The 18621-nt window shown below is 55.1% G+C and carries 10 protein-coding genes; 6 read left to right on the top strand and 4 right to left on the bottom strand.

What is annotated here, in order from left to right; all coding sequences use genetic code 11:
* The first annotated feature begins 72 nt into the window (after positions 1-72).
* On the top strand, positions 73-5973 hold the full coding sequence (locus EPN93_06315; GenBank protein TAL37037.1) for a hypothetical protein: 5901 nt from the start codon (positions 73-75) through the stop codon (positions 5971-5973).
* Between the two features lie 55 nt (positions 5974-6028).
* Positions 6029-6241: a type II toxin-antitoxin system HicB family antitoxin gene (locus EPN93_06310; GenBank protein TAL37036.1), complete on the top strand. Its 213-nt coding sequence runs from the start codon at positions 6029-6031 to the stop codon at positions 6239-6241.
* A 177-nt stretch (positions 6242-6418) separates the two neighbouring features.
* Here EPN93_06310 and EPN93_06305 read toward each other — a convergent pair whose 3' ends face one another.
* Both EPN93_06305 and EPN93_06300 read right to left on the bottom strand, forming a co-directional pair.
* Entirely contained in the window at positions 6419-9544 is a 3126-nt protein-coding gene (locus EPN93_06305; GenBank protein TAL37035.1) for a DUF1554 domain-containing protein, read from the bottom strand.
* A 4-nt stretch (positions 9545-9548) separates the two neighbouring features.
* The gene (locus EPN93_06300; protein TAL37034.1) at positions 9549-11177 is read right to left on the bottom strand and encodes a hypothetical protein; all 1629 of its coding nucleotides are present in this window, start codon (positions 11175-11177) and stop codon (positions 9549-9551) included.
* A 311-nt stretch (positions 11178-11488) separates the two neighbouring features.
* On the opposite strand from EPN93_06300, the gene EPN93_06295 reads away from it, so the two are divergent.
* Positions 11489-11689: a type II toxin-antitoxin system VapB family antitoxin gene (locus tag EPN93_06295; protein ID TAL37033.1), complete on the top strand. Its 201-nt coding sequence runs from the start codon at positions 11489-11491 to the stop codon at positions 11687-11689.
* A gap of 10 nt (positions 11690-11699) precedes the next feature.
* Here the strand turns inward: EPN93_06295 and EPN93_06290 are convergent, their stop codons facing one another.
* Together EPN93_06290 and EPN93_06285 are read right to left on the bottom strand one after the other, a co-directional pair.
* Entirely contained in the window at positions 11700-13124 is a 1425-nt protein-coding gene (locus tag EPN93_06290) for an adenylate/guanylate cyclase domain-containing protein (GenBank protein TAL37032.1), read from the bottom strand.
* A 254-nt stretch (positions 13125-13378) separates the two neighbouring features.
* Complete coding sequence (locus EPN93_06285) at positions 13379-14185, bottom strand: IclR family transcriptional regulator (protein ID TAL37031.1); 807 nt, start codon at positions 14183-14185, stop codon at positions 13379-13381.
* 143 nt (positions 14186-14328) lie between these two features.
* On the opposite strand from EPN93_06285, the gene EPN93_06280 reads away from it, so the two are divergent.
* The 3 genes from EPN93_06280 to EPN93_06270 all read left to right on the top strand — a co-directional run bounded on the left by EPN93_06280 (position 14329) and on the right by EPN93_06270 (position 18592).
* Complete coding sequence (locus EPN93_06280; protein TAL37030.1) at positions 14329-16053, top strand: AMP-dependent synthetase; 1725 nt, start codon at positions 14329-14331, stop codon at positions 16051-16053.
* Positions 16054-16062: 9 nt separating this feature from the next.
* Positions 16063-17181 carry a 2-hydroxyacyl-CoA dehydratase gene (locus EPN93_06275; protein TAL37029.1) on the top strand — a complete coding sequence of 373 codons (1119 nt, stop codon included), beginning with the start codon at positions 16063-16065 and terminating at the stop codon, positions 17179-17181.
* A gap of 193 nt (positions 17182-17374) precedes the next feature.
* On the top strand, positions 17375-18592 hold the full coding sequence (locus EPN93_06270) for a 2-hydroxyglutaryl-CoA dehydratase (GenBank protein TAL37138.1): 1218 nt from the start codon (positions 17375-17377) through the stop codon (positions 18590-18592).
* Positions 18593-18621: the final 29 nt, after the last annotated feature.

Raw genomic sequence — 18621 nt, 5'->3', positions numbered from 1 at the left:
AACCCCGACTCCCCAATTTAGAAAATCGTCTAACGTGGATAAATAAAAAAATAGCATTGAGGTATTAAAGACATGATGCCAGTGGTCCGTGCCTCCAGGGTAGTTCTTTATTGCGCCGCTTTGATTCTTTCCGGATTTCTTTCACTCAATATCACTAATTCCTTCGCGCAGACGGTAGGGCCGGACGGGTCGTTTAATTATTCTATTGATATAGAAGTGCCCCAGGGAACGGCGGGATTACAGCCGCACCTTGCATTGGTATATAACTCTAATTCCGAAAATGGAATGTTGGGCATAGGTTGGCAGCTTGCGGGGTTGCCGGTTATTACCAGGGACACTACGCACCCGATCAACTATGACGGGACGGATCACTATGTAGGACCCAATGGGCGGCTTGTATTAGCTGATTCTGCAGAAAGTATTTATCGCACCGAAGAGGAAAGCTTCTCCAAATTCAAGGGAGTTGGATCCCAGGGCGATGCTTATGAGTATTGGATTGAGACAAAGCCGGATGGGACGAAATACTATTATGGACTAGAAGATGATTCGCGCGTGGTTGCGATCGATCACGATACATCAGTGCGGGCGTGGGCGCTGTCGAAGGTGGAAGACCTGCATGGGAATTATTATTCAGTTGAGTATGACCCGGATGAAGGTGAGTATTATCCTGTAAAAATTATTTATACTCAAGGGAATGGGTTATCGAATTATAGAACAGTAGAATTTAATTATAACAAAATAGACCGGACAGATTATTGTGAATCCTATTCACAGAGCTCAAAAGTAATAACGAGATGGTTGCTTGATAATATTACTATTAAAGTTGATGTAGTGAGATTTCTTGGGATTGCATTTTGGAGTAATACAGTAAGATCATATTCGCTAGAATATGATTATGCTTATAGAAGTAGTGTTCACAGAATCATTGAAATTGGAGATAATGGGGATGCCCAGAATACATTCACATTGGGATGGCTACAGGAAGTATCGAGTGATTTAACTATTAAAGGATGGACTGTAACGAATGCATGGGGAATTGCAGAATATACTTGGTCGGGAGATTTTAATGGAGATGGCAAGGCCGATCTAGCATCGGCATCTGGCGGAAATGTGTATACGAAACTATCAACTGGCAGTGAATTTGCTTGCAGTACCTGGACTGTGACGAATCCATGGGGAGCTGCGGGATATTATTGGACAGGAGATTTTAACGGAGACGGGAAGACCGATATCGCGTCAGCGAAAAGCGGTAGTGTCTATATGAACCTTTCAACGGGGAGTGGATTTTCTTGCACTACCTGGACTGTGACAAATCCATGGGGAGTTGCGGGATATTATTGGACGGGAGATTTTAACGGAGACGGGAAGACCGATATCGCCTCAGCATCTGGCGGTAATGTGTATGTGAATCTTTCAACGGGGAATGGATTTTCTAGTGTGACCTGGACTGTAGCGAATTTATGGGGAGATGCGAGCTACACATGGACAGGAGATTTTAACGGAGATGGAAAGACGGATATCGCGTCAGCATCTGGCGGTAATGTGTATGTAAATCTTTCAACGGGAAGCGGATTTATTTGCGAAACATGGCTCGTATCCAGCGAAACATTGCTCGTATCCGTTGTGTGGGGACGTGCAGACAATACATGGATAGGAGATTTTAACGGAGACGGTAAAACCGATATTGCTACAGCATCTGGTGGCATTGTATATAGGATGATGTCAACCGGGAGCAGTTTTACTATTGAGGAACAGGGTGGTACGGGTACTTGGGGGGGTGGCAATTATATCCGAACTGGAGATTTTAACGGGGACGGTAAGACTGATATCGCGTCACCGATAAGCGACTATGTATATATGAAGCTTTCAGACAATCACTCTGGGATTTTAATTTCTTCTATATTAAATTCAATTGGAAAATCATTTTCTGTTTATTATTCTCCAGCCTCCAAAATAGCAGAGGCAACAATGATTACCCCCTCATATTATCCCTATATTTCCAATAATTCATTCCGTAACCTTGCTACCAAAATCACCACCGAAGACGGCCGTGGGGCATCCTATTCCACCAGCTACGAATATAAAAATGGCAAAACCTACATGGGGTTTCCTTACCAAAGGAAAGACCTGCTATTTGAATACGTTAAACAAATAAATGATAACACCTCCGAATATATAAAAACGTTCTATATTCAAAACGATCACGAGCTTGCCGGCAGAGTATCACGTGTTGAAAACTATGCCGGGAATGGAAACCTTTCGAAAACCATTGATTATCAATACGAAAAACCGCATATAACAACCGGAAGTGCCACTACACTTTGGGTGCGTGTGAAACAGGAAGATGTGACAACATGCGACCCCAGTACGGGGAATACTTTTTCTTCGAGCAGCAAGAGCTTAACCTATGACGCATTCGGCAATATAACCATATCCACGGAAACCGTTCCCGGACAAAATTACGAAACTACTATTGCGTATTCCGTCGACGAAGCCAACTGGATCCTCAACCGCCCCATCGAAATCAAAAAAACCTCTGGCGGCAATATCCTCCAGTGGACACGCATGGGTTATACCGGCAACGACCTCACCACCAAAGAGGAATACCTGAATCCAGGCTCCAGATGGATCACGACCTCACTCGCGTACGACGTTTTCGGAAACGTCATCTCCGTAACCGACACCCTGAATCACACCACCAGCTTCGAATATGACGAAGACTATCACACCTTCGTGACAAAAATCACCAATCCCCTGGGACACGTGGTCGAACAGGAATTTGACGCGCGCTTTGGCGTGAAGACCGCCGTTACCGATGCGAATGGAAATGTCACCCGCATGGAATATGACGAATTCGGGAGGCTCAAAAAAATCATAGAGCCGGGGGACTCCTGGACACGGCAAATATTCTACGGAAATGCGAGCGACCAGCACGTTGAGGAGTGGGTGAAAGACGATTCCTCTCCCCGGGGATACCGCGAGGTAACGACGTACTTCGACGGGCTTGGCCGTGAATACAAAAAAGTAACCGTGTTTGCCGGCGCCAGTGCAAGCGAGCTCTATGAGCAGACAGTAAAGAAAGAATACGATACCGCGGGCAGGGTCAGCAGGGAAACCTATATCGATGGGTGCGATGAAGAACGCTATACGGATTTTCAGTACGATCCGATCGGTCGTCTCACACGCAAGACATATCCTCTGCAAAACGGGATAAGACCCTATGAAACCTTCGTATATGAGTACACGGTCGACAGGTACCGGATCACAAACTATGATGTCAAAAACACCAAGCATGTAAGCGAATTCGACGCATTGGGTAACCTGAGACTGCGTAATGATGCCGATATCGCGACAGTCAATTATGAATACGACGCGGCGAAGCGTTTAATCCGCACGGTAGATGCGGGCGGCAATATTACCACAATCACCTATGATACCCTGGGTCGTAAGACTTCAATGATCGACCCCAATACCGGGCCATGGGCTTATTCTTACGACGACGCCGGAAGGCTCCTCACCCAGACGGACGCGAAAGGGCAGGTAATAAACCGTACGTATGATCCGCTGGGAAGGGTAACCCGTGAATATTCATCCGACGCTACAATAGACACGAACTTTGCGTATGACGACACCTCGAAGACAAATGCGCGCGGACGGCTTACCAGCGTTATCGACGCCACGGGCGACACGACGTACGCGTACACCGCCAAGGGATTACCCTCGGCTACGGTGAAAACCGTAGACGCCATGAGTTTTGCCTTTGGCATGGAATATGATGTCCAGAAGCGCCTCTCAAGGCTGACCTATCCGGATGGAAAGGCAGTCGAGCGGCGCTATTCCAGCGCGGGTTTTCTGGAAGCTGTTTTGTACGAAGGAAACACGGTCGTTCAATATGGCAAAGGCGAGATCGAAAACACGAGCTGGTGCGATTCACATGTCATCAAACGTCGCACTGGCAATGGCGTAGAGACCTCGATTGATTATAATCCTGAGACTCTCAGGCCCACCTCGGTTCATTCTACGAAGTTGGATTCCTCAAATCAGAATGTCACCCTTGAACATGTGGTGTATCACTATGATGAACTTACAGGTAACATAACCGGCCTGCAGGATATGGAAATTCCAACAAACTCGGAAAGTTATGAATATGATAATCTGGGCAGGCTGACAAGGGGGCATGGCGTCTACGGAGACAAGCGCTATTCCTACGACCCGCAGGGTAATCTCACGCAGAAGGACGGATTCACTCACCAATATTCCGATCCGCAGCACCCGCATGCCGTTACCAACGACGGCAGGGGGAACACATATGCTTACGACGCGAACGGCAATATGACTTTACGCCGCGGGAAGACGTTATCCTACGATTCTAAAAACCAACTGGCTTCCATTTGGGACGGCGTTACCAAGAAAGAGGAATACACCTACGACCACAGCGGCTTCCGCGTGAAGAAATGGAAGGAAGACGGCAGCGCAGTCTATAATATCAACGGCCTGTATGAAGTCGCGAAGGTGCCAAACACTCCCGACCGTGCGACGAAATACATTCACGGCATGGAGGGTGACTTGGTTGCCCAGCTTCCGGTCACCCAGACCCAGGGGGCTCAAATAGGGCTCTACGGCATTAAAAAAGACATGTACAACTGGAAGAATCCCCAGGGACTCGCGCTTAAAATCTATTCAGCGGTACGCTCGTTCTTTGAAGACTCCAGGAATTACCGGGTTATGGTGCAGGTCCTGCTGGGGCTTACGCTCCTTGGGTGCGGGGCGCTCCTGGCGTATACGGTCCGTTTCAGAAAGAAGCCTTTCCCGATCGCCTTCCCGCGCCTGGCGCACGGGGTGCCTGTCGTACTCGCGCTTTTCATCGCGGTATTCGGCATAACGGGCTGCGATATTCCGCTGCTGGGGGATTCGGATATCGCGGGGATTAATTACTTCCATCCGAATCACCTGGGATCGGTGAAACTCATTACCGACAATACCGGCGCGGTTATCGCCGATTATAAGTACGCGCCTTATGGGGAATTGCTCCGGGAATATTCCAGCAATACCTCGGCCTCGAAGTATAAATATACGGGGCAGGAGGAGGATGAGGATACGGGGCTGTATTATTATAAGGCGAGGTTTTATGATTCGAGTGTTGGGAGGTTTGTGAGTGCGGATAGTGTTATTTCAAATATTTCCAATACACAAAGTTATAATAGATATATGTTTGTGTATGCGAATCCAATTAGTTTTTGTGATCCTTATGGTCATTCTCCCAAGGATTTCATCGATGGAATTAAAAAAGCGGCAAAACAAGTAAAAGAATTCGCAAAAGAACAGTCAGGCTATAATGCAGGTGGGTGGGGGAATGTTTTCTTAAATGCTATAAGCATGTGTACGTCTAAATATTTATCCCTATCGCATACGTATGATGATGGATGGGGAATATCGCTTTCCGTGCCAGCAGATGGGGGCACGGTAGGAATCTCATGGCAAGAGGAAGGATTCAATAGAGGTATAAGTGTAAATATGTCATACGGTGTTGATATTAGTTATTTCAATATAGGTTTTAAGGCATCGTCAAATCTAACTACTGGAGTAACAAGCCGTAGTGTGGGATTAACATATACTCGGCAAAATGAAAAATTGGGCATGAAAAGTAGTATTGGATTTGGATATGGGTGGATATATGATAAACATGGGAATCTAATTGATCGTGGGCCATATATGTCGGTTAGTACTACGCCGCGATATGCTACTGCAAGCGCAACTGTGCACTATTGGTCAGAATCTGGAAAGTTTGATTATCAGACAAGTATTAAGCCTGTATACAATCCTCAAGAGTCTCGATTTCTAAATATGTCTACCCCACTGCAATTGTTAAATGGAGATATACTAAGTGCAATGTATGGGTTCCCTTTAATTAGGGACTTAGCTTCTGTATATTCGAATGGTTATTTACCGTATAATGTTAGTGCCCCGTATTGAAGTTTGAATGATTGGTAAATTTGGTTTTTGCGCTGGAGAAGACAAGGTGAAGAACATGAAAAAATTTCTGATAGTCATCGAGAAAGCGAGGAACAATTATTCAGCATATTCCCCCGACCTTCCCGGTTGCGTTGCCACCGGGAAAACGGTTAAAGAAGTGGAAAAAAACATGTATGAGGCGATCGAGTTCCACCTGGAAGGCATGCGTGAGGATAAAATCCCGATCCCACGGCCGACCGCTCTCGCGGAATATGTGTTGATACAGTAAGCCCGGGTCGTTGACCGTCCCGCGGACGCTCGACTGTACATCGCCTTCACGCAAGGCCGTTATCCCCCGATAAAAGCCTTGTGAGCACTTAAGCCCTTTGCAATAAACAAAAACCTCCAGCCTCCATCCGAAGAGCCCCCTTTACTTAACGGGGGCTCTTCGGCAGCGCGGGGATTCCTACTGCTGCACCGCGATGATCTTCTTCACCACCCCGTTGCTCGCGCTTCCCGCGCTGATCGCGTTCGCGTCGGTCTTGTTGCCGGAGCCGTAGCGGCCCTGGGTCAGGTCGAGCGTCCATCCGCCGCAGGTGTCCGTTGAGGTTGTCCAGTCGGCGTTAAGTCCCGTCCAGAAGGTGTCACCCGCGTTCGTGGTGAAGGGAACGAGGAGCGCGCCCGAGGGCAGGCCGTATTCGTTCGTGGTGAAGATATTCTGCGTGTACGGCTTACTCCCGCTTTTTAAATAGTACTCCGTGTTGGGGAGCAGCACCCAGTTCGTCTGGCCGGCGTCGGTCGAACCGTCGGTGGTCGCGATGCGGGTGGTCCCATCCACCATGAGCGACAGGAACGTCGCGCCGGGAAGGTCCGTGGGCTTGTTCGTTTCCGCGAGGAGATTGCAGTTGCCGTCCGCCTCGGCGATGCCGCCGTTCAGGTTCCCGTAGTACGTCGCGTTCGTGACATAGATGAGCTTGTCGTTGTCGATGTTCACCACCGGCGCGACATCCGGGTGCTGGTACCCGTCTATCCTCAGGTCGGCCGTCGATATCGGCCCAAACGAGACGTAGCTTGCGGCGTTCCCGTCCACCTGGTGGTCGTCCTTGCCGGTGATCGTGATCGTCTGCCAGTCGCTCCAGTTTGCGTTCGTGAAGGTGAGGTCCGATACGTCCAGGCTTTCGCCCTCGGTGCTTCCGGTTTTAATCGCGATCGTGAAGCTGACGTTGTCGGTCGGCTGGATTCCCAGCTTGACGCCAAAGGTAGCCGTCCCGCCGTTCTCGGTCGTGCTCCCCACGGCGTTCCCGACGATAATCACCTGCTCGTTGTCGGAATTGCGGAGCGCAACATCGGGCGCCTCGTACGCGAGCGGGCCCGTCGATTGATGGATGTCGATCGTGTACAGCACGCTCCCGTCCACGTCCGCATCGTCCACGCCCGTGACCGCGGCCCGGTTGGAGTCCGCGTCCTCAAGCCTGTCCCAGTTCGCGCTCGTGATCGTGACGTTCGCCGTCACGGTGCCTTCCGATGTGTCCGTGCTTTCAAGCGCGACGGGCTCGTCGTCGGACAGCGCGACCGGGTCCTTCGTGATGAGCCAGAAGTACGCCTTGCCCCCGCCTTCCGACGTACCGAACCCGCCGGACTTCCGGCAATACGCGATCTCATTGTTCACGTCGTTGTCCGAGCTGAAGATCGTGAACGACGGCGCCTTCACGTAGCTCGGGTTGCTGTAATACGTGTCCGCCGTCGCGATGCTCACGGTGACCGCATAGTCGTGGCCGCCCTCGTTCGTGCCGTCGGAATGGCCCGTCACCTGGACGGTCTGCGTGACCTTCCAGTTCAAGGGCGTGAAGAGCAGCGTCGTCGTGTTGAGCGTGCCGTCCTGGTACGTGGTACCCGTCGCGTTGAGCGCGAGCGTGAGCGTAATGTTCGCCGTGGGCTCGGAACCGGGACGTATCGTGAAATTCGCGTAATCGTAGCCCAGGTTCCCCGCGTCGTCCGTCGCGAAGCCGGTGAAGGTCACGGCCGACGCCCCGGTGTTCGTCGTGACGCCGTTCGCGACCACCTGGAAGCCAATGAAGTCGTTGTCGTTGTTGATGACCGTGACGAGACGCTGGGCGAGCCCAAGGTAGGCCGCGTCATTGCTGCTCGTGACGTGAAGCTGTATCCGGTACTGGATGTTGCCGTCAAGAATGTCGTCGTTAATTCCTGTCACGCGTACGGTCTGGTTCGAACTCCAGTTCAACGGGGTGAAGGTGAGCGAGGTCGTATCGACGGTCCCCTCCTGGTTCAGGTTGTTCGCGGCATCATACTTCTCGTTCACGGCGATGACGACGTCGTCCGTGGGCCGGCTCGATAGCCTCACCGTAAACGTCGCGTCCTGTCCGTCCTCAGTTGTTGGCCTGCTTAAAGAGGACACGGTCATGCCCACCGTGTCGTTGTCGGTGATGTTCACGGTAACGTCGTCCGGGTCGAAATCGTTGTAGCCCGCAGCCGCGCCAAGCTGGACGACGACCGTGACGGGTCCGTCGTCATAGGCGTTTGCCGCCGGGTCGACCGTGACGACTTGGTCGACGTTGTAGTTGCCAGGGGTGAAGGTGAGTGAGGTCTTGTCGATGCCCATCCTGGTTGTCGCCGGATCGCTCAGGGTAAGGGGGATGGTCACGTCCCCGGTCGGGACATTCAGGAGCCTCACGGCGAAGGTGCCCGAGGCGCCATCCTCGGCGAGGGTGAGCGTCGTGGGCGTCACGACCACTGCGGGAAGCTCGTCGTCGATAGTGGTCACCGCGACCGATGAGACCGCCATGCCGCTGTAATGCGCATCGGCGCTCACGGCGTTCGCGAGCTGAATAGTGTAATTTACGTCACGGTCGTAGATGATGTCGTCCGCCCCGGTGATCGTCACGGTCTGCGGGACGCGCGCGGAATCGTCGGGCGTAAAGGTGAGCGTGCCGGGACTTACCGTCCCCTCGGTGGTATCGCTGCTGGTCAGGGTAATGACCACGTTGGCGGTCGGATTGCTGGAGAGGACCACCGTGAAGGTCGCCGTGTGGCCGGCGCCCGCGGCCTCGGTCGTCGTGAGGCCGGTCACGGGCGAGACGACGATGCTGTCGGTCTCGTCGTCGATGACGGTGATGCCCATCGAGGGCTTGACGAGCCCGGCGTAGCCGGGGTCGTCGCTCACGAAGGTGCCAAAGACGAGCGAAACATTCTGGTTGCCGTCGGTGATCCACTCATCGTTGCCGTCTATATGAAGGACCTGCGCGGTGCTCCAGTTCGCGGGCGTGAATACCAACTGCGCCTCGCGGGTCTCGGCCTCGGTCGTGTCGTTGATGCTCACCGGTATGGTGACGTCGGCCGACGGCCTGCTGTTGAGCGTGACGTTCAGGTCGAGCGTCCCGTCGTGCTCCGCGACGGAGTATCCCCCCGTGGAAGAGGACACGTTGAGCCCGGGTGCGTCGCCGGGGACATCCAGCATGCCGCTGCAGCCCGTGAACGTCACGGCCATGAATGCGAGGCAGAGGGCAAGTATCGATATCTTCATAGTGTTTACGGGCTCCTGTGTGCGTGTCATCCTGTATTCGTTTTCCTTCATAACGCTATTCCGGCAGTATGTCTTTCACCCGGAGCTCGGTTCTCCGGTTTTCCTGGTGCTCTTCGGGCGTGCAGTCGACGCCGTCGGCGCAGCGATTCTTGAGCTTCGTCTCACCATAGCCCATCGCGGTGATGCGCGACGCGGGTATGCCCTTCGCGATCATGTATTCCATCGCGCTCTGGGCGCGCGCCTGCGAGAGCGTGAGGTTCGATTCGGCGTCGCCCATCGAGTCGGTGTGCGCGCCCAGCTCCACGAGGATCTTCGGGTTGTCCCTTAAAAAGCGCACCATCTTGTCGAGGACCGGCGTGCTCTCGGGTCGAATATCGGCGCTGCCGGAATCGAAGAGGATGTTCCCGAACTCCACGGTCGCGCCGATCACCGCCTTCTGGAACTCGGTCCGCATGAAGTTCTTCACGTCGTACCAGCCGGGCTTCTTCCCCTTCGTGGAAAAATCGCTCGATATCGTGAAGTAGTCCTTTTTCCTGAGTACGAGCTCGTAGTCGGTTTCGGCCCTGAGCTCCCAGCGGAAGTCGCCGTTTTTATCGGTGGAGGTTTTCTGCTTTTTATCGGCGCTATCGGTAATGGCGATATCGACGCCCTTGAGCGGGGCGTTCGAGTCCTTGTCGAACACGTGCCCATACACGCCCCAGACCTTCGTTCTCTTCATCGCGAGCACGACGATGGTCCTCTTGTCGGGCAGGAGGGTCTTGCCCGGGACCTCGTGTATCAGCGGATCATATCCTTCCTTTTCCGCCTTGAGGAAATACTCCGTGTCCGGCGTCACGTTCCAGGCGAAGGTCTCCCCGTCCGATATTGCCGTTTTCGTCGCGTGCCCTCTTTCGACTAACGGGACCGCGTCCGCGAGCGTCTCGCCCGTCTCCTCGTCGATCACCTTCCCGGCAAGGATCGAGAAGCGCGCGGGGGCCGATACGCGAACGTCCGACGGATGGAACTTCATCCTCACGCCGAGCAGGTAGCCGGCCTCCAGGCCCTGGCGGTGCTTCTCGGCGAAATGGATGAAGCTGGGCGCGAGGAACACCTCGCTCTCGTAATGCCGGTCCGAAGGACTGATATCGTACGCGAACTCCGCCTCGTACTGGAAATACGTATCGGAAAAAAAGTGCGTGTCCTTCTTCCCCGCGCGCGGATCGCCCGGGTAAATGGAAGGATCGTTGTAGTAGTCGCCGTAGGTCCAGTGGAGCATGAAGCCGTACGATATCCGGGGCGTGAAATAGAACCGGTCGACCAGCGGAAAGCGCCACCCCGCGCCCAGCGACGCGGCAAGGTCGACGATCGAATCGAGCCGCTTCGAGTTCGTCTTGTTCCAGTCCGCCATGAAATTCGCGGAAAGCCACAGGGGCTTGATGCCCAGCGGCATGAAGTTGAGCCGTATCTCGCCGCCCAGGTTATAGTCGCTGAAATCGGCGAAGCGGGTGTTCGGGACCGGGTAGTGATTGGTGAAGGCGAGGTCGAGCCAGGTGAGCTGGAGGAAGCCGCCCTGTTCCGCCTTCACGGGCTCAGCCGGTTCCTGGAGCTGTGCCCCCGCCGGGAGCGTAGCGATGCACGCGAGTAATGCAGCGGTAAATGCCAGCAATCGCAATGAGCGTGCCGCGCGGCGCGGGGACCTGTTCATGTATACCTTCCAATCTTCGTAGGCTTTAAGAAAAATGACATTTTCCAGACTATGTTATTATGTCAATAAAAATAGCCCGGATGGGCTTATTTTCGAAGAAAAGTTACATTTTTCGTCATCGCTCGTTTCGGCTCCGCTCGTTTCGACTCCGCTCAACGAGCGGCGGGGGAAGGGATGCTTCATCCGGGTCAAGCACCGCACCCTGAGCGAAGTCGAGGGTGCCCCCTGAGCGGAGCCGAAGGGCGAAAATACAATATTCCTGTTAACTTCACACACCTCCATGTGTAGATTGTTATACATGGAGGTGTGACATGGCAACCAACCTCGCGATTGACGATAAATTGCTTGTTCAGGCCCAGAAGGTGGGCGGACTGAAAACCAAAAAGGACACGGTGAACCTTGCCTTGAAGGAATTCATTTCAAGAAGGAAGCAGGAGGAAATAACAGGACTTTTCGGCTCTATAGAGTACGATCCGGGGTACGATTACAAGAAATCGAGGAATCGTTCTTGAAGGTGCTGGTTTAAACCCGGATCTTGTATACCTTGACCTTCCGCTGGATTCCTTTAAGCTGCGCATCCTGGGGATAGACCTGCTTGTCGCGCAGCATGTCGGGTATGCCCGGATACTCGTGAATATCCTTTGTTATATAAATCTCGTCCGCCTCGGCAAGGCTTTGAACGCGGGACGCGATATTGACGGTCTGCCCGAAATAATCCAGCCGGTCGTTGGATGTGATTGCGATGGTTGCTCCCCGGTGAAGGCCGATTTTTAAAATAAGGTCCCTGGATTGGTGCAGTTCGTTGAAAAAATTAATTGCCTTCAGCATCCGGAATCCGGCTTCCAGCCCCGATGTCGGACTCATGAAAACCGCCATGATCGCATCGCCCATGGTCTTGACGATCGCGCCGTCCAGCTCGGCGATCACCTTCCCCAGGCTGTCGAAATGCTGATTGATGAGGCTGAACGCCTGAAGGTCCCCGATCCGTTCGTAAAGGTCAGTGGACCCTTTCAGGTCGGTGAACAGAATCGTGAGATCCTTAACGGTGATTCCTTCCGTTCCCCTGATTACCTCGTTGCGGAACAAATCCCTGAATGTCTGGGAGGTGAGAAGGCGCTTCCCGGTGAGGAAGGGATCGAACACGATAGGCTGTTTCACCGTGTCGTTCGCGATATTGAAAAAAGCCAGTGAACAGCGGTCTGTCGACGGGTTTTCAACCCGAACGATCGACGGGCCGGATGACAGCTGCGTTTGATCGATGACATAGTCTCCATCGTGGTAGAGCACCGAGAGGTGCTGGGGTGCGGCGGAACGAGCGTCACCGACAGGTATGAAAAATCCCTTGTTCATGAGCAGGTCGTGGGCGAACAGGCCGCCGGATTCCAGTTCTATATCAAACGCGGCGGACGTACCGGGCTCGATGTATCCGTGACCGCGTGCGGTTCTGAATACGGATTCACCGAAGCGCGCGCCGTCGGGGTAGTGGCCCTCCCTGCTGAAGCGCGCCTTTGCCCAGAGATCTTCCAGCGACAGTTTTTCCGGAAAGTGGAATGCGATGGGACGGATCGATTCGGAAATAGTGAAATTCACCTGGATGAAATCATCCATGCTCGCTTCCGACTTGAGACTGCAAAGCTGGCAGAAAAATTGCGTGTCCAGGCTTTGCAGGTGGCTGAAACTGTTGATATGGTCTCCGCACTGGGGGCAGACCAGTTCCCAGTTGATCTGAAACAGGCCCGAATTGGATGCGTGCAGGAACAGGTCGATCGATTCGGATTCGGAAATGTTCCTCTCCTTCGCGAATTGCAGTGGGTTTATCCTGAAAAGCTGCTCCTCGTCCGGAGACCTGATCAGGCTTTCAAGCTTGGAGACGAGACGCGGACTCCACGCCCGGGACTTTTCGAGTTCCGCCAGTTTCTGGTCCAGCAGCGCCTCATTGATCCCCATATTGATGCCTCAAATTTTAACTGGGGTGCGAATCTGTTATCGGTATTAATATCAGCATTATGGACAGGACCGTCAAGGTGTGTGCGGGTTTTTATAACTTTTCCCGGTGCGCGGATGCCCGGCTCGTTTCGGCTACGCTCAACGAGCGGTGGCGGGGAAGGATGCTTCGGGTGGGTCAAAGCACCGCCCCCTGAGCGAAGCCGAAGGTGCTCCCCAAGCGAAGCCGAAGGTGCCCCCTGAGCGGAGTCGAAGGGTCACCCCGCCGTATACCCCAGCTGGTCCGAGACTATCTTCGAGATGCTCTTGATCGTGTCGATGATGTCCGCGCGTTTCTCGTTGATGACCGCGGTGTCGCCGGTAAGCGCGAAGGCCGCGACCACCTGCCCCGTGTGGTTGTAGAGCGGCGCCCCCACGCCGGAGAGCCCCATGATGTTTTCCTGGTCATCGAAGCTCACCCCCTCCGACCGGACGCGCTCAAGCTCCCTTATAAACGATGTGCGGTCGGTGATGGTGTTCAGGGTCAGGCCCTCGAAGCGGTAATCGCGCAGGAGCTCCTCCCGGCGCGCGTCGTCTATATGCGCGAGGAGCATCTTGCCGATCGAGGTCGAGTGCGCGGGCAGGACCGAGCCTACTTGAGGAAAGACCATGAAGCGGTTCTCCGGCTCTACGCGAAGGACCAGGATCACGCGGTCCCCCACCATCATGCCCACGTTCACGGGCTGGCGGTACTGGTAGCAGAGGCGCTCAACCCATCCGCGCGTGATGTTGACGAAATCGAGGTTGGTCGCGTACTTCATGCCCAGTTGGAAGAGCATGGGCCCCAGGCGGTACTTCGCGCTTGCGGGGTCCCTTTCGAGCATGTGGAGCGCGGCAAGGGTCTGGACGATCCCCTGGATCGTGGTCTTGGGGAGCTTCATCTTCTGCGCGAACTCGGTGATCCCGATCGAGTTCTTCTCCGCGATGAACAGGGCGAGTATGTCGACGGCGCGCTCTATCGACTGGATGAGCTTCTGCCCGTTCCCGCGCGCCTTCTGTTTTGCCGGCTTTTTCTTCGTAGTCATTGCATTGGTTTCCAGCGGAGCCCACCATTGGGCATGGGTTAAATATTAGCAAATATTTTCTTGACATACAAGAATAAAAAACTACAATGTAGTATAGTGTACGGCATTATAGTACAACCAATTCATCCCCCTGGAGGCCTACGATGAGCAGCGCACGTCCCTGGACCAAGTTTTACGGTAATGTTCCCAAGTCCATCGATTACCCGAAAGTGACCATGTACGAGGTGGTGCGCATGACGGCCGAGCGACGTCCCGAATCGATCGCGTACGATTTCCTGGGACTCACCTCAACCTACAGAAAGTTTATCGGCGAGATAGACCGCTGCGCGGCCGCGCTCGCGAAGATGGGGCTTAAAAAAGGCGACCGGATCACGATATCGATGCCCACGAGCCCCCAGGGCGTCATATGCTTCTACGCCGCGAACAAGCTGGGGGCGATCGCGAGCATGATCCACCCGCTGTCGACCGTCGCGGAGATCGAGTTTTACATCCAGGTCAGCAAGAGCCGCTTCGCCCTCACCCTGGACGCCTTCTACGGCAAATTCAAATCGGCCATGAAAAACGCCCCTCTCGATGCGCTGATACTCACGAAGCTGCCCGATTACCTGCCGGCCCTCAAGGGCATTGGTTTCAAGCTCACGATGGGACGGAAGATCCCAAAAGTGCCGGCCGACCCGAAGGTACGCTGGTTCGCCGACCTCATGAAGGAAAAGCTCCCCAACGTGCCCGCGAGCGACATGAAGACCGACGACATGGCGGTCATCCTCTACAGCGGCGGGACCACCGGCAAGCCCAAGGGCATCATGCTTTCGAACTATAACTTCATCGCCGAGGGGCTCCAGTGCGCGAACTGGGTGGGACTGGATCAGGACGCCTCCATCCTCGCCATCCTCCCCATCTTCCATGGCTTTGGACTTGGCGTGTGCGTGAACTCGAGCTTCATGGGTGGCGGGAAATGCATCATGATCCCGCAGTTCACCGCCGAGCAGGTCGCCAGTCTCATCAAGAAGAAGAAACCGTCCTTCGTCGTGGGCGTACCCACGCTCTTCGAGGCGCTCAACAACAATCCCAAGTTCCACAAGACCGACCTCTCGTGCCTGCGCGGCTGTTTTTCGGGGGCCGATTCGCTTCCCCGGGTCGTCAAGGAGCGTTTTGAAGAAGTGGTGCGGGGCGGCGGCGGCGGCAACGTGAAGCTCCTTGAAGGCTACGGGCTCACCGAGGCGGTCACCGGCATCATGGCCATGCCCCTCATGGAATACCGCGAGAACAGCATAGGCGTGCCCTTCCCGGACATGGACGCGAAGATCGTGAAGGCCGGGACTATGGATGAGGTCCCGGCGGGCGAAGAGGGCGAGATTTGCCTCAAAGGGCCCGCCGTGATGCTTGGCTACCTTGACCAGCCGGAGGAGACCGCGGAGGTCCTCCGGAAGCACGCCGACGGCGATGTGTGGCTTCACACCGGCGACCTGGGCAGCATGGACGCCGACGGCTTCTTTTATTTTAGACTTCGGCAGAAACGTATGATAAAATCATCGGGGATGAACGTGTACCCGTCCCAGGTGGAGGCCGAAATCTACAAGCACCCGGCCGTCAAGATGGCCTGCGTGATCGGGGTGCCGGACCGCGAGCAGATCGAGCGCGTGAAGGCCTTCGTCGTTCTCAAAGATCCGTCCCAGGAAACGAAGGAAATGGAGCAGGAGATTATAAAGCACTGCCAGAAAACGATCATCAAGTGGAGCTGCCCGCGCGAGGTGGAATTCCGGAAGGACCTGCCGCTCACCCTGGTGGGGAAGGTCGCCTTCAAGCAGATCGAAGACCAGGAGATCGCGAGGCTCAAGGCCGAGGGCAAGTTCACGGGCAACAAATAACACGGGGGTATGCAGATGGAAGCCATCTTCAATAAAGTAGTGAACGATCCTTACGCGTATGCGAAGGACTGGAAGGCGCGGACTGGCGGCAAGGTCGTGGGATACTTCTGCAGCTACGCGCCGGAGGAGATCATCCACGCCGCGGGCGCGCTCCCGTTCAGGATATTCGGGACGGGCAAGAACATAACCCTCGCCGACGCGCACCTGCAGGCGTACAGCTGCTCGCTGGTGCGCGGGGGACTGGAAGAGGCGCTGGACGGCAGCCTTTCCTTCCTGGAGGGGACGGTGTTCCCCCACACCTGCGATTCGATACAGAGGCTTTCGGACATCTGGAGGCTCAACACGAAGTTCAAATTCCACCTGGACGTCGTGCTCCCGGTCAAGCTCACCACCGACAGCGCGCGCGACTACATGAAGGACGTGATGCACAAGTTCCGGCGCGACCTCGAGAAGGCGATGGGCGTGACAATCACCGACGAAAAGCTCGCCGCGAGCGTGAAGCTCTACAACGCGATCCGCGCGCGGCTCAAGGAAATTTATGAACTGAGGAGCGGCGCGCCCTGGGCCATTTCGGGCGCGGCCATGTACGCGGTGATCAAGGCGGGCATGATGATGGACCGCGCGGACTTCCTCGCGGCCCTGGAGAAGCTCGCCGCGGAGGTGAGGACGAAGGCGGCCGCGGCGGGAAAGGCGCCCAAGCGGGTCATGCTCGCGGGCGGCATCTGCAACCACCCGAATTTCTACGGGATCATCGAGGAGTACGGTGCGGCGGTCGTGTGGGACGAGCTCTGTACCGGGACGCGCTCCTTCGAGGGGGCGATAGGCGAATCGGCCCCCGCTGTCGACGCGATCGCGAAACGCTACCTGGACAGGGTCGTGTGCCCCGCGAAACACAACGGCAACACCGCGCGCGCAGACAATCTGGTGAGCCTGGTGAAAGAGAAAAAGGCGCAGGGGGTGCTCTTCATCTACCTGAAATTCTGCGATCCGCAGTGCTTCGACTACCCGTACATGAAGGAGGCGCTGGACAAAGCCGGCGTCCCCTCGATGCTCTACGAGGTCGAAGAGCAGCCCCAGGCGGAAGGGCAGATACGCACGAGGTTCGAGACGTTTATTGATATGTTATAAAGGGTAATTCCCCTCCCTTGATGGGAGGGGTTAGGGGAGGGTGAAAAGCATGCCTGCTGTAGAGTATACCATCCACCCCCACCCGGCCTCCCCCATCAAGGGGGAGGGGATTCCGGACCAAGCTTAGTACGACGAAGGTTGCCGACGAAAAGACCGTAAGGAGGGCATCATGGCAGTTAAAACCGAAGCTGAAATGAAGGACGCGCGCAAGATCAAGGCGGTCAAGCGCATGAAGCAGATAATGACCGAGTACTATATCGACGCGAAGACCGCGAAGCAGAACGGGAAGAAGGTCGCGTGGATCACGAGCGGCGGGCCCGTGGAGCCGCTCATCGCGATGGACGTGATCCCGGTATACCCCGAGAATCACGGCGCGATGATTGGCGCCTCCAAGATGGGCGTCGACCTGTGCGAGAAAGCGGAAGCGATGGGATACGCGCGCGACCTCTGCTCGTATGCGCGCTCGGACATCGCGTGCGCGCCGCTCAACGGGGGGCCGATAGGCGGATTGCCCGCGCCGGACTTCCTGGTGTGCTGCAACAACATTTGTGGGACGGTGCTCAAGTGGTACGAGGTGCAGGCGCGCTATTTCAAGGTGCCGCTGTTCATTCTGGACACGCCCTTCATTCACACCGAGTTTTCCGTCGAGGCGAAGAACTACGTGCGCCGGCAGATGCTCGAGTACATTACCTTCCTGGAGGAGCAGTGCGGTAAGAAGATGGACATGGACCGCATGGACCAGGTGGGGCGCCTCGCGGTCCAGGGACAGAGGCTCTGGCAGGAGGTGCTCGACACCACCATGCACAGCCCCGCGCCCATGACGGCCTTCGACGCCTTCTTCCATCTCGCGCTCATCGTGACGCTGCGCGGAACGCAGACCGTGATCGATTATTATACCGAGCTTCGAGACGAGATGCGCCAGCGCATCGCCGACGGCATAGGCATGGTGCCCGACGAAAAGTACCGCCTGCTCTGGGACAACCTTCCCGTGTGGTACAAGACCAAGTGGCTCTCGGACAAATTCGCGACGCACGGGGCGTGCTTGGTGGCCGACACGTACACGTCCGCCTGGAGCGGCGTGGTTCACCTTATCGACGAGAACAACTTTATCGAATCAGCGGCGATCGCGTACTCGAGCGTGTACATCAACATCTCGATCGACATGATGCTGGATACGCTGCGCAAGATGATCACGAAGTATAAGGCGGACGGGCTCGTCATCCACTCGAACAGGAGCTGCAAGCCCTATTCGCTGGGACAGTACGACCTGCAGCGCATGGTCATGAAGGAGTTCGGCGTGCCGTCCCTCATCATCGAGGCCGACATGGTGGACGAGCGAAACTTCAGCGAGAGCCAGATCGAAACGCGCATAGACGCCTTCATGGAAACGCTCGCGCAGAAGAAGAACTGATTTCGAATACCCCCTTGTCCCGCCCCCCT

The sequence above is a fragment of the Spirochaetota bacterium genome (assembly GCA_004297825.1).
Lineage (GTDB): Bacteria > Spirochaetota > UBA4802 > UBA4802 > UBA5368 > FW300-bin19.
This window is presented reverse-complemented; position numbering and strand designations above follow the sequence as displayed.